The organism is Streptomyces sp. NBC_00873 (assembly GCF_045207415.1).
GTDB lineage: Bacteria > Actinomycetota > Actinomycetes > Streptomycetales > Streptomycetaceae > Streptomyces.
This window is the reverse complement of the sequence record NZ_CP108803.1, coordinates 6,140,211-6,153,658: the sequence shown is the minus strand read 5'-3', so window position 1 is coordinate 6,153,658 and position 13,448 is coordinate 6,140,211. Positions and strand designations below refer to the sequence as shown.

General features: G+C 70.7%; 9 protein-coding genes. 3 read left to right on the top strand and 6 right to left on the bottom strand.

Annotated elements, in window-relative coordinates; genetic code table 11:
- Nucleotides 1–21: 21 nt before the first annotated feature.
- Both OH809_RS28365 and OH809_RS28360 read left to right on the top strand, forming a co-directional pair.
- Nucleotides 22–3,321 (top strand): S8 family serine peptidase, encoded by a 3,300-nt coding sequence (locus tag OH809_RS28365; protein WP_406419459.1) that lies wholly within the window; start codon nucleotides 22–24, stop codon nucleotides 3,319–3,321.
- Between the two features lie 325 nt (nucleotides 3,322–3,646).
- Nucleotides 3,647–4,675, top strand: a complete 1,029-nt coding sequence (locus OH809_RS28360; protein ID WP_406419461.1) for an aspartate-semialdehyde dehydrogenase — start codon at nucleotides 3,647–3,649, stop codon at nucleotides 4,673–4,675.
- Between the two features lie 81 nt (nucleotides 4,676–4,756).
- Here the strand turns inward: OH809_RS28360 and OH809_RS28355 are convergent, their stop codons facing one another.
- Nucleotides 4,757–5,263 carry a DUF1203 domain-containing protein gene (locus OH809_RS28355; protein WP_406419463.1) on the bottom strand — a complete coding sequence of 169 codons (507 nt, stop codon included), beginning with the start codon at nucleotides 5,261–5,263 and terminating at the stop codon, nucleotides 4,757–4,759.
- A gap of 114 nt (nucleotides 5,264–5,377) precedes the next feature.
- Between OH809_RS28355 and pepN the strand changes: the two genes are divergently transcribed.
- Nucleotides 5,378–7,954, top strand: a complete 2,577-nt coding sequence (gene pepN / locus OH809_RS28350) for an aminopeptidase N (RefSeq protein WP_406419465.1) — start codon at nucleotides 5,378–5,380, stop codon at nucleotides 7,952–7,954.
- Between the two features lie 273 nt (nucleotides 7,955–8,227).
- On the opposite strand, the gene alc is transcribed toward pepN, so the two are convergent.
- From alc to OH809_RS28325, 5 genes are all read right to left on the bottom strand, one after another.
- Nucleotides 8,228–9,373, bottom strand: a complete 1,146-nt coding sequence (alc, locus tag OH809_RS28345) for an allantoicase (RefSeq protein ID WP_406419467.1) — start codon at nucleotides 9,371–9,373, stop codon at nucleotides 8,228–8,230.
- Between the two features lie 65 nt (nucleotides 9,374–9,438).
- A complete protein-coding gene (locus OH809_RS28340) occupies nucleotides 9,439–10,359 on the bottom strand; it encodes a LysR substrate-binding domain-containing protein (protein WP_406419469.1) in 921 nt (306 codons plus the stop codon).
- 192 nt (nucleotides 10,360–10,551) lie between these two features.
- Nucleotides 10,552–10,782, bottom strand: a complete 231-nt coding sequence (locus OH809_RS28335; protein WP_266985615.1) for a hypothetical protein — start codon at nucleotides 10,780–10,782, stop codon at nucleotides 10,552–10,554.
- A gap of 20 nt (nucleotides 10,783–10,802) precedes the next feature.
- The gene (malQ, locus tag OH809_RS28330) at nucleotides 10,803–12,959 is read right to left on the bottom strand and encodes a 4-alpha-glucanotransferase (RefSeq protein WP_406419471.1); all 2,157 of its coding nucleotides are present in this window, start codon (nucleotides 12,957–12,959) and stop codon (nucleotides 10,803–10,805) included.
- Nucleotides 12,960–13,190 carry a hypothetical protein gene (locus OH809_RS28325; RefSeq protein ID WP_406419472.1) on the bottom strand — a complete coding sequence of 77 codons (231 nt, stop codon included), beginning with the start codon at nucleotides 13,188–13,190 and terminating at the stop codon, nucleotides 12,960–12,962.
- Nucleotides 13,191–13,448: the final 258 nt, after the last annotated feature.

Here is a 13,448-nt window from a genome sequence, read left to right as displayed (position 1 = left end):
CTTTCTCTTTCACATACAGGGATGCTGATGACCTCCGAATCCCCCATTTCCATACCCGGGGCAAGACGCGTGGCCCGAGTCGCGGCCGCTGCCGGTCTGGTGGCCGCACTGGCCGCCTCCGGTGCCGCCCCGGTCTTCGCCGCCGACGGCCCGGCCACCACCCCCGTGAAGGCAGCCGCCGACAGCGACAAGCTCGGTGCGGCCGATGCCGATGTTCTGACCGAGGCGCAGGCCAAGGGCGAGAAGAACATCACCATGATGGTCGCCACCGCGCCCGGTGCGACCGAGCAGGTCACCAAGCAGCTGGAAGCCGTCAAGGGGTCCGTGCTGGGACGTACGTACGACAAGCTCGGCTACGTCCGCGCGACCGTACCGACCGCGACCGCCGAGGCGACCATCAAGGCGGCCTCGAAGCTGACGTCCGTCCAGGGCATCGATCTCAAGCAGGAGATCATGCTCGACGACCCGACGCCCTCGGGCGACCGGGCCGCCGGGGCGGAGACGACGTCCACGGGCACCTACCCGGCGCCCAGCAGCAGGACGCCGGCGAAGAACCCGTACAACCCGTCCTTCGAGACGGGTGCGGTCGACTTCGTGGAGCAGCACCCGAAGGCCGACGGCCGCGGCGTGACCATCGGCATCCTGGACTCGGGTGTCGACCTCGGTCACCCGGCGCTCCAGAAGACCAGCACCGGCGAGCGCAAGATCGTCGACTGGGTGACGGCCACCGACCCGGTCAGTGACCGCGACGGCACCTGGCTGCGGATGACCGACTCGGTGAGCGGCCCGACCTTCACCTTCGGCGGCCGCACCTATTCGGCGCCGGACGGCTCGTACAAGATCCAGCTCTTCTCCGAGGCCGCCACCAAGGGTGGCGACATGGCCGGAGACCTGAACCGGGACGGCGACACCACCGACGTCTGGGCCGTGCTCTACGACCCGGTCGCCGGCACCACCCGCGTCGACCTGGACAACGACGCGAACTTCAGAGACGACGCCGTCATGAAGCCGTACAAGGACGGCCACCAGGTCGGCTACTTCGGCACGGACGATCCGGCGACCGATGTCGTCGAGCGCATCCCGTTCGTCGTCGAGACCCGCAAGGACGTCGTGTACAACGCGGCCGGCGACAAGGCCGACTACGTCAACATCGGTGTCATCGAGAGCGAGCACGGCACCCACGTCGCCGGCATCACCTCCGCCAACGGGCTGTTCGGCGGCAAGATGAACGGCGCCGCGCCCGGCGCGAAGATCGTCTCCTCGCGCGCCTGCACCTGGACCGGCGGCTGCACCAACATCGCGCTCATGGAGGGCATGACCGACCTCGTCGTGAACCGCGGTGTCGATGTCGTCAACATGTCGATCGGTGGCCTGCCGCCGCTCAACGACGGCAACAACGCCCGCGCGCGGCTCTACAAGCGGCTCATCGACATGTACGGCGTCCAGCTGGTCATCTCGGCCGGGAACAACGGCCCGGGTGTCAACACCATCGGTGACCCCGGCCTCGCCGATCACGTCATCTCCGTCGGCGCGTCCATCTCCAAGGAGACGTGGGCCGCCAACTACGGCTCGGACGTCACCAAGAAGTACGACATGATGCCGTTCTCCTCGCGCGGTCCGCGTGAGGACGGCGGCTTCACGCCGACCCTGACGGCCCCGGGTGCCGCGATCAACAGCACCCAGACCTGGCTGCCCGGCGGCCCGGTCAAGGAGGCGGGCTACGACCTGCCGGCCGGTTACTCCATGCTGCAGGGCACCTCGATGGCCTCGCCGCAGGCCGCCGGTGCCACCGCGCTGCTGCTGTCGGCCGCGAAGCAGAAGCACATCGCGCTGCCGCCCGCCGATCTGCGCACCGCGCTGACCAGCACCGCCACCCACATCAAGGGTGTGCCCGCGCACGCCCAGGGCGCCGGTCTGATCGACATCGTCGGCGCCTGGAAGCTCATCGAGAAGCAGGGTGCCCCGGCGCACGAGTACGCGGTGAAGGCCCCGGTCGACACGGCGATCGACTTCGCGCTGAAGACGCCCGGCTTCGGCACCGGCCTGTACGACCGCGAGGGCGGCCTGAAGGCCGGCCAGACGAAGTCGTACGACGTCACGGTCACCCGCACCACGGGCCCGGACAAGGCCGTCGCGCACGAGCTGTCCTGGAAGAACAACGACGGCACCTTCGCGCTCACCGGCAGCAGCACCGTATCGCTGCCGCTGGGCGAGCCGGTGACCGTCAAGGTCCAGGCGAAGCCGGGCAGCGCGGGCGTGCACAGCGCGATCCTGCAGGTCGATGACGCGAAGACCTCCGGTGTGGACCAGCAGATCCTCGCCACGGTCGTCGTCGCCAAGGACCTGGTGAAGCCCGCCTACGCGTTCACGGCGTCCGGCTCGGTGCAGCGCAACGGCACCACGTCGTACTTCGTGAACGTGCCGGAGGGCGCCAAGACCCTTGAGGTCGCGATGAGCGCCCTGCGCTCGGGCAGCCAGACGCGGTTCATCTCCATCCACCCGTACGGGGTGTCGATGGAGAACAGCGGAACGCCGTTCTGTTACCCGAACTACGACAACCCGACCAACACCTGCCGCCCCGACGTGCGCTCGTACGCCGACCCGCAGGCCGGTGTCTGGGAGATCGAGGTCGAGGCACGGCGCACGTCGCCGCTGCTGGACAACCCGTTCACGCTCGATGTCTCCCTGCTCGGCGCGTCCTTCGACCCGGCCGTGCAGACGCTGCCGGAGGCGAAGATCGGCACGCCGACCGCGGTGAACTGGACCGTCACCAACGGTGCGGGCGACCTGGAGGGCAAGCTCAAGGGCGGCTCGCTGGGCTCGGCCAAGGTCGCCACCCCGTCGATCAAGACGAAGGACCAGCAGATCACCACCGTCACCATCGGTGCGGGCGTCGAGAAGCTGGACGTCGCCATCGGCGGCACCTCGGACGCCAACGCCGACCTGGACCTGTACGTCCTCGACAAGGACGGCAACCAGGTCGGCTCCTCCACGAGCGCGGGCGCGGAGGAAGCGGTCAGCCTGGTGAAGCCCGCCGCGGGTACGTACACGATTCGCGTCGACGGCTACTCGGTCCCGGCCGGGACCACCACGTACAACTATCGCGACGTGTACTACACCCCGTCGCTCGGCACGCTCAAGGTCGACGAGTCGAAGGCCGTGAACCTGGCCAACGGCGCCTCGGCACAGGTCGGCGCCGAGGTCGTGGTCGCCGGTGCGGCTCCCGAGGGACGTCAGTTCTTCGGCGAGGTCCAGCTGGTGAACAGCCGCGGCACCGCGGCGGGCACCGGCAGCGTCGTGATCGAGAAGGTCACGCCGTGACCGCAGCACGCTGAATGTGTGATCCGTACGACAGTGGGGCGGGCGTTCCCGTGAACGCCCGCCCTTTCCCGTTCCCGCGGCAGGACCGCGCGGACCCGGTCCACCTGTGCCGGGCCGAGGTGGTCCCGCCCCCGCTCCCGCGGCTCTCCTCCTCAGCGAGGACTGCCTCCCCCGGAGCGTGTTTCCCCTCTGCCGCCGGGGCGCCGCGAAACGTTCGATCCGCGCCCGCTGTCCGTCTGCCGGACAATGGATTGGACAAGGAAGCCGTGGACCTACGCATCATGGAACGGCAACCGCGCCAGTTCGTACGTTTGAAGGAGTCCCTGTGAAGGTCGGAATCGTCGGCGCCACCGGTCAGGTCGGCACAGTCATGCGCAGGATCCTGGCCGAGCGGAAGTTCCCGGCCGACGAGCTGCGGCTGTTCGCCTCCGCGCGCTCCGCAGGTTCCACGATCGAGTGGGAAGGCCAGGAGATCACGGTCGAGGACGCCTCCACCGCGGACTACACGGGTCTGGACATCGTGCTGTTCTCCGCCGGTGGCGCGACCTCCAAGGCGCTCGCCGAGAAGGTCGCCTCCCAGGGCGCCGTCGTGATCGACAACTCCTCCGCGTGGCGCAAGGACCCCGAGGTCCCGCTCGTCGTCTCCGAGGTCAACCCGCACGCGATCAAGAACCGCCCCAAGGGCATCATCGCGAACCCGAACTGCACCACGATGGCCGCGATGCCCGTGCTGCGCCCGCTGCACGACGAGGCCGGCCTCGACGCACTGGTCGTCACCAGCTACCAGGCGGTCTCCGGCTCCGGTCTGGCCGGCGTCGCCGAGCTGCACGGGCAGGCGTCCAAGGTGATCGCCGACGCCGACAAGCTCACCCACGACGGCGGCGCCGTCGAGTTCCCCGAGCCGGCCGTCTACAAGCGGCCCATCGCCTTCAACGTGCTGCCGCTGGCCGGCGCGATCGTCGACGACGGCTCGTTCGAGACCGACGAGGAGCAGAAGCTCCGCAACGAGTCCCGCAAGATCCTGGAGATCCCGGAGCTCAAGGTGTCCGGAACCTGCGTCCGGGTCCCGGTCTTCTCCGGCCACTCCCTCCAGATCAACGCCCGCTTCGCCCGCCCGATCAGCGTCGAGCGCGCCCACGAGCTGCTGAAGGGTGCCGAGGGCGTCGAGCTCTCGGAGATCCCGACCCCGCTCCAGGCGGCCGGCCAGGACGTGTCGTACGTGGGCCGCATCCGGGCCGACGAGACCGTGGAGAACGGGCTGGCGCTCTTCGTCTCCGGCGACAACCTGCGCAAAGGCGCGGCGCTGAACGCGGTGCAGATCGCGGAGCTCGTCGCGGCGGAACTGAACGGCTGACGCGTCGCACGGACAAAGGTATCGGCGGGCACCCGGCAGGGTGCCCGCCGATACCTTTGTCCGTCCCCCTCTCGCCCCCCGTCAGCCCTGCGGCCTGCGGACCTCGAAGTGGAAGCAGCCGTACTCGACGGCCCTGACGTGCACCAGCGCCACCTCCGGGTCGGCGAACGCCTCCGCGAACGCCTCGTCGAAGCCCCGCGACGGGTCGGCGGGGATCTCCAGCAGACGGCCGCCGACGATGTGGCCGTCCGCGTTGTAGCGGCGGACCGTACGCAGCGCGCCGACCCTGGCGAACGGATAGCCGTCCCCGTCCGCCGCCGGGCCCTCGCACTCCTCGGCGTGGATGTAGACGGGGCCCTGCTCGTCGTACGCCCCGGGCCTGGCCCAGGTCGCGGCCGCCCAGCGGCGCAGCGGCGCGTACGAGACGAGGGCGATCCGCTCCCCCGGCTCGACGCCTCGCAGACAGCAGCGCAGCGGGCTGCCGCCTTCCCGCTCGGTGTACGGGACGCAGGGACGGCCCGCGTCGTCGGTGTCGCGGAGCTCCTTGAGGACAGCAGGTTCGATGGGACGTGCCTCGTAGCCGGTCATGGTTCGAGCGTCGCGCGTGGCACCGCCGGGGTCCGGCGGAAAACGGACATAGCGTTGCGCGCGCTCCGCGTGGAAGGATGGCCGGGAAACATCACATATCAAGGAGATGACCGGGTGCCTGGCACGAATCTGACCCGCGAAGAGGCACAGGAGCGGGCGCGCCTGCTGACCGTGGACGCGTACGAGATCGATCTCGACCTCTCCGGCGCACAGGAGGGCGGCACCTACCGGTCCGTCACCACCGTGCGCTTCGACTCCGCCGAAGCCGGTGCGGAGACCTTCATCGACCTGGTCGCCCCGGCCGTGCACGAGGTCGAGCTGAACGGCAAGGCCCTCGACGTCGCCGCCGTCTTCCGCGACTCGCGGATCGCACTGCCGCACCTGCACGCGGGCTCCAACGAGCTGCGGGTCGTCGCGGACTGCGCGTACACCAACACCGGCGAGGGCCTGCACCGCTTCGTCGACCCGGTGGACCAGCAGGCGTACCTGTACACGCAGTTCGAGGTGCCGGACGCCCGCCGGGTGTTCGCGAGCTTCGAGCAGCCCGACCTGAAGGCGACCTTCCAGTTCACCGTGAAGGCGCCGACGGGCTGGACAGTCATCTCGAACTCCCCCACTCCGGAGCCCAAGGACGACGTCTGGGTCTTCGAGCCGACGCCGCGCATCTCGACGTACATCACGGCCCTGATCGCCGGTCCGTACCACGCGGTGCACAGCAGCTACGAGAAGGACGGCCAGTCCGTTCCGCTCGGCATCTACTGCCGTCCCTCGCTCGCCGAGTTCCTCGACGCGGACGCGATCTTCGACGTCACGCGGCAGGGCTTCGACTGGTTCCAGGAGAAGTTCGACTACGACTACCCGTTCGCCAAGTACGACCAGCTGTTCGTCCCGGAGTTCAACGCGGGCGCGATGGAGAACGCGGGCGCGGTCACCATTCGCGACCAGTACGTGTTCCGCTCGAAGGTGACGGACGCGGCGTACGAGCGGCGCGCGGAGACCATCCTGCACGAGCTGGCGCACATGTGGTTCGGTGACCTCGTCACCATGGAGTGGTGGAACGACCTGTGGCTGAACGAGTCGTTCGCCACGTACACCTCGGTCGCCTGCCAGGCGTACGCGGAGGGCTCGAAGTGGCCGAACTCCTGGACCACGTTCGCCAACTCCGAGAAGACCTGGGCCTACCGCCAGGACCAGCTGCCGTCCACGCACCCGATCATGGCGGACATCCGTGACCTGGACGACGTCCTGGTCAACTTCGACGGGATCACGTACGCCAAGGGCGCCTCGGTCCTGAAGCAGCTGGTGGCGTACGTCGGCACGGACGAGTTCTTCAAGGGCGTCCAGGCGTACTTCAAGGCGCACGCGTTCGGCAACACCCGCCTGTCCGACCTGCTGGGCGCGCTGGAGGAGACCTCTGGCCGCGACCTGAAGACCTGGTCGAAGGCGTGGCTGGAGACTGCGGGCATCAACATCCTGCGCCCGGAGGTCACCACCGACGAGAACGGTCACGTCACGTCGTTCACCGTCCTTCAGGAGGCCCCGGCGCTGCCCGCCGGCGCCAAGGGCGAGCCGACGCTGCGCCCGCACCGGATCGCGATCGGCTGCTACGACCTCGACGACTCCGGCAAGCTGGTCCGTACGAACCGGATCGAGCTGGACGTCGACGGCGAACGCACCACCGTCCCGTTCCCGGCGAACACCGCCCGTCCGGCGGTCATCCTCCTCAACGACGACGACCTGTCGTACGCGAAGGTCCGCCTCGACGAGGAGTCCCTGCGGGTCGTCACCGAGCACCTCGGCGACTTCACCGAGTCGCTGCCGCGCGCCCTGTGCTGGGCCTCCGCCTGGGACATGACCCGTGACGGCGAACTGGCCACGCGCGACTACCTTTCGCTCGTCCTGTCCGGCATCGGCAAGGAGTCGGACATCGGCGTCGTCCAGTCGCTGCACCGCCAGGTGAAGCTGGCCCTGGACCTGTACGCGGCGCCGGAGTCCCGCGAGGCGGCACTGACGCACTGGACGGAGGCGACGCTCGCCCACCTGCGCGCCGCGGAGCCCGGCAGCGACCACCAGCTCGCCTGGGCCCACGCACTCGCGGCAACGGCCCGCAACCCGCAGCAGCTCGACCTGCTCCAGGCGCTGCTCAACGGCACGGAGACGGTCGAGGGCCTCGCCGTCGACACCGAGCTGCGCTGGGCGTTCGTCGAGCGACTTGCCGCGGTCGGCCTGCTGGACGAGGACGAGATCGCCGCCGAGTACGAGCGCGACAAGACGGCCGCCGGCGAACGCCACGCGGCGAACGCCCGCGCGGGACGCCCCACGGCCGAGGCGAAGGCGGAGGCATGGGCCTCGGTCGTCGAGTCGGACAAGCTCCCGAACGCCGTCCAGGAGGCAGTCATCGGCGGCTTCGTCCAGACCGACCAGCGCGAGCTGCTGGCCCCGTACACCGAGCAGTTCTTCGCAGCGGTGAAGGACGTCTGGGACTCGCGCAGCCACGAGATGGCCCAGCAGATCGCCGTCGGCCTCTACCCGTCCCTTCAGGTCTCGCAGGAGACCCTGGACGCGACGGACGCCTGGCTGGACTCGACGCAGCCGAGCGCGGCACTGCGCCGGCTGGTCTCCGAGTCGCGGGCAGGCGTGGAGCGCGCGCTGAAGGCCCAGGCGGCGGACGCGGCGGCGGCTTCCGCGTAGCAGTAACAGCAGCAGCTGAGCAGTGGGGGCGCTTCCTTCGGGGAGCGCCCCCTTTGCGCACCTCTTCTCCGTGTTAGGCCGACCGGCAATTGGGGGGTGGGTGAAGGAGCGGGGCTGGGGTGCGTGCATCGCAAGGCGGAGGATTGAGCCATGGCGAATGGGGCCTCCCCTGCTCGAGCGAAGCCGAGAGCTCGGGGAACATGGTGATTGACGACAACGCCGCGAGGTGCGTGCCCCAGCCCCGTGACGCCGCCCCCCAATTGCCGGTCGGCCTTACGCGCCCGACTCCTCGTAGCGGGCGGCCAGTTCGGCGGCGCCCGATTCCGTGAGCGTGCCGTGCAGGCGCATGCGGGCCACGCCGCCGTCCGGGAACGCGTCGAGGCGGACGTGGGTGACCACGGCCTGCGCGCGCAGGGGGAAGCGGTGGAGGGTGTCGGGCTGGAGCTTGGTGCGGGGGATGATGTCGAACCATTCACCCGTCTCGCCGTTGCGGCCCTGGAGGGCGATCCAGCCGGCTGCGTTGCCCTTGAGACAGGCCGTGTCGATCTCGACCGCGCGGACCGCGCCCTGGGCGACCAGGCGGAAGCGGACCCAGTCGTTCGTGTCGCGTACGCGGCGGCGGCGGTTCTCCCAGCCGTCGTCCATCTTGCGGGAGGTGCCGGGCAGGATGATCTGGGTCGGTGAGGAGTAGAAGCGGTCCGAGGCGTCCTCGTACGCACCGCCGTTGAGCACCGCGATCAGATCGATCGTGCCGAGGGCCGCCAGCCACGTGGGGTCGGGGAGGACCTCGCCATGGACGCGGAGGCGGGCTATGCCGCCGTCGGGGTGCTGGCAGAGGCGGATGTGTGTGTAGCGGCGGCCGCCGGTGATCTCGAACCCGTTGGCGGCATGGCCGCGTACGGGGGTCGGCGGGACGATCTCCTCCCATTTCACGTCGTCGGCGAGGAGCTCGGAGGGGCTGGGAGCGCCCTCGGCCGACGTCGCCTGGATCGAGACGCGCTGCGGGTAGTTGCCACGGAAGTGGGCCGTGTCGACGACGATGCCACGGATGATGCCGGGGGCGCCGAGGCGGACGAGGGCCCAGTCGTGGTCCTCGGGCGCCGGGAAGGGGTGTGCGGCGTCGGTGCCGCGGCGGCGGCGGGTCTCCCAGCCGTCCATGATCTTGCCCTTGTGCCCGAAGTGCTCGGGGTCGAACACGGCGCGCTCGCGGATCAGCAGGTTCTCGCGCTCGGCGAAGAACTCGTCGTTCGCGGCGATCACGCCCGCACCGAGGCGGCGGTCGGCGAGGTCCACCAGGTCGATGAAGGGGAAGTCGCCGGTCCGGTAGTCGGCGTAGGGGTCGCCTCCGCCGTACGGGGCCGCGTCGTTGGCGTGGGGGTCGTTGTCCGAGGCAGTGGTCTCGCTCGCGTCGAAGGTCATGTGGGTAACTGTCGCGCCGAATGAACCATCAGGTCCATCGAAAGTTTTCGCACAATTTCTTCAGGTCAGCTGAATGTATTCGCGCGGGCCGTGCTGACCTGTTCGAGCGCGGCCAGGACCCGGGCCACCGCCGGGCCCTCCTCCGCCCCCTGCCGTACCGCCGCCACCACATGGCGCCTGGGCAGGTCCGCCTCCAGAACGCGCATCACCACACCCTTGCGGCGTCCCGCCGATGCCATCCGCGGGATCAGGGCGACACCCATGCCCGCCTCGACCATGGCGAGGATCGCGGTCCACCCGGATGCGCTGTGCGCCTGCTCCGGCACGAACCCGGCCGCCTCGCACGCGGCCGTGGTGATCTCCGACCAGGGGCCCGAGCCGCCGAAGATCCACGGTTCGGCGGCGAGGTCGGCCAGCCGGAGCCCTGGGGCGTCCGCGAGCCGGTGACCGGCGGGGAGGGCGACGTCGAGCGGGTCGGTCATCAGGGGGAGGAGGGTGAAGCGGGGGTCGTGGGCGGTCGGCGCGTGCGCGGCGAGGGAGAGCGCGAGGTCGACGTCACCGGCCGACAGGAGTTCGTACGCCTCCGCGGCCTCCGCCTCCCGTACCCGTACCGACGGTCCCGGCCGGTCGGCGGCGCGCAGGAGCCGGACCGCCGGTACGACGAGGGCGGGCACCGCCGTCGAGAAGGCGCCGACCCGCACCTCCCCCGCCTCGCCCCGCAGGTAGCCGGTCAACTCGGCGTCGGCGCGTTCCAGTTGGGCGAAGACCGCATCGGCGTGGCGGAGTACGAGGTGTGCGGCGTCGGTGAGCCGGACGCGGCGGCCCTGTGCTTCCAGCAGGGGTACGCCGAGCTGCTTGGCCAGGTTGGAGAGCTGCTGGGACACCGCGGAGGGGGTCATCAGCAGCGCCTCGGCCGTCGCCGTGACGGTCCCGCGCTCGCTCAGCGTGCGCAGAATCCGGAGCTTCTTGATGTCCCACTCGGTCATGTCCGCACATTATCCGCCGCCGCGGACCCGGCCCTTCCGGCCCCCAGCGCCACTCCGCAGCAGAACTCAATGATGAGTGGCGCGCTCTGCCGGAACGCACAACAGGGCGCCTCGACGTGCCTTACGCACGTCGAGGCGCCCTGGGGCAGCACTCATGGGTCCACGCAGTTCGGGCGCTGCGCAACCGGAGGGTCAGGCCTGCTTCTTGGACTTGTCCAGGAGCATGACCAGGCCCGCGATGATCACGAACAGAGCGATGGGGGCCACGACGTAGAGGCCGATCGTGTCGATCGCGCTGAGGCCGGGGCCCGGGTCGTCACCGTCGTCACGCGTCAGCGCAAGCGCGGGGGACGACATGAGCAGCATCATCAGCGTCGTACCGGCCGCCACGGCGCCGGCGCGCATTGCGTTCTTCTTGTCCACGGTGCAAACGTAGCGAACGCCTAGGAGCGGCGCACGCCCGGGGGTGCCGTACGGGGACGTGGGCGACTGTTCTCGGGGTCGAGGACCTCCATCAGGCGGTGCAGGCGAGGTGATGCGGCAAGCTCCTCCAGGGTGACCGGGTGGCCCTCCGCGTCGGCGATGGGCAGCCGCCAGTTGGGGTACTGGTCCCAGGTGCCCGGCAGGTTCTGCGGGCGGCGGTCGCCGACCGTGTCCGGGAGCCAGATGCCGGCCATGCGGGCGGGGGTGCGCAGCAGGAAGCGGTGGACGGCCCGGACCGCGCCCTCCTCGTCGCCCTCGCCCTCCGGGAACAGTCCGAGTCGGGCGAGCAGGGCGAGCCACTCGGCGGTGTCGGTGGCGGCCTCGGTCCGTTCCTGCTCCAGGGTGCGGGTGAGCAGGCCGAGGCGGTGGCGGAGGGTCACATGGTCGCCGGTCAGCCGGGCGGCGGTGGACGGCAGGTCGTGGGTGGTGGCGGTGGCCAGGCATCCCTCGCGCCAGTCCTGCGGGGGCAGCGGGCGGCCGGCGCCGGCCCAGTCGCGCTCGAACCAGAGCACGGACGTGCCGAGCACTCCGCGCCGGGCGAGTGCTTCGCGTACGCCGGGTTCGACCGTGCCGAGATCCTCCCCTATGACGACCGCGCCGGCCAGGTGCGCCTCCAGGGCGAGGACGGCGAGCATCGCCTCGGCGTCCTGACTGACGTATGTGCCCTCGGTCGGCGGCTTTCCCTCGGGAACCCACCAGAGCCGGAACAGGCCCATGACGTGGTCGATGCGGAGTGCGCCCGCGTGGGCGAGGAGACCGCGGAGCAGTCCGCGGTACGGGGCGTAGCCGGACGCGGCGAGGACGTCGGGGCGCCACGGGGGCAGCCCCCAGTCCTGGCCGCGCGCGTTGAACGCGTCCGGGGGTGCGCCGACCGACATGCCGTGCGCGAAGGCGTCCTGCTGCGCCCAGGCGTCGGCGCCGCCGGGGTGCACGCCGACGGCGAGGTCGTGGACGATGCCGACCGCCATCCCGGCGTCCCGCGCGGCGCTCTGGGCGGCGCCGAGCTGGGTGTCGGTCAGCCAGGCGAGCCGGCAGTGGAAGTCGACCCGGTCGAGGAGCTCGCCGCGGGCGCGGGCGGTCGCCGGGGAGCGGGGGTCGCGCAGCGCGGGCGGCCAGGCGTGCCAGTCGGAGCCGTGCACCTCGGCGAGGGCGCACCACAGGGCGTGGTCCTCCAGGGCCTGCCCCTGCTCGGCGAGGAAGTCGCAGTAGGCGGCGCGGCGGCCGGGGGTCAGCGGGACTTCCGATACGAGTTCGAGAGCCTGGCGCTTGAGTTCCCAGACGGCGTCCCGGTCGATCAGGGCACCCTTGTTCAGGACCGCTTCGCTGAGGGCTTCGGCACTGTGCCGCAGGTCGTCGAGGGCGGCCCGGTCCCGCACGTGCGCGTACTCCGGAATCGACTCGATGTGCAGATGGACGGGGTCGGGGAAGCGGCGCGAGGAGGGGCGGTACGGGGACGGGTCGGTGGGTCTGCCCGGTACAGCGGCGTGCAACGGGTTGACCTGGACGAACCCGGCGCCGAGGGTCCGGCCCGACCAGGCGGCGAGATCGGCGAGGTCGCCGAGGTCGCCCATGCCCCAGGAGCGGCCGGAGAGCAGGGAGTAGAGCTGAACGAGGAAGCCATGGGTGCGCCGGGGCGGCTGGGGCACCCGGGCGGGGGCGACGATCAGAGTGCTGGTGGCGGACCTGCCGCGCTGGGTGCGCACGGTCAACCGGTGCACGCCGAGCGGAGGTTCGGCCCACCAGGCGGGGGTGGCAGTGCTCACCGCGGACACGGCCGGATCCGGCTGTCCGCCCGGCACCCTCATCCGTGGCGGCCGGGGCGATCCGTCCGCTCCATCGGGCTCGATGTCCAGTGTGGTGCCGGGGCGCAGTGCGGTCAGGGCGGACGGCAGGGGCTCCCCGGTCCACACCACGAGCGTCGGCGGGAGCAGCCGGGAGGCGGCCGCCGACTCGGCGGCGGCGAGTGATTCCCGTACCGCTTCGGGTGTGGCGGCGGCCACGCCCAGCGCGGCGAGCACGGTGATCACCGTGTCGTCGGGGACGGTCACCGTGACATCCGCGGACGGGGAGTAGGAGGTGGCGACACCGTGCAGTGCGGCGAGCCGGGACAGGCCCATTCAGACTCCTGGGGACTCCGTGCCCCCCGCGGTGCCGGGGGCGGTCGGCTCGCTGGTCAGCGGGGCGACGACGGCGAGCGGCGGCTCGCTCGTCAAAGGGGTGGCGGCGGCGAGCGGCGGCTCGCTGGTGAGGGGTATGGCGTCGGCATACGCGGGTTCGCCGGTGAGCGGCCCGGGACCCGGTACCTGTTCGGACAGGGCGGAGATCAGAAGCTGCGCGGCAACGGGCATGGCGGCCTCCTGGCCGTGGACAAGTGGACACAGCAGGCCTACCCAGCGGGCGCGACCGCAGACATAGGCGCTACAACAACGACTCCAACGTGCCCTGGGTCACATTCCGTTCCTCAGGCGCCGGTTACCCGTAAACCGTCCGCCATTTTCGGCCATTCGGCGTCATCCCTGTTGTGGTCCGCCGATCACTGACCACACCTCATCCCACCCGCCATATCGGGTATATGCGGCACAACGGCCACACGCATTGACACCCTC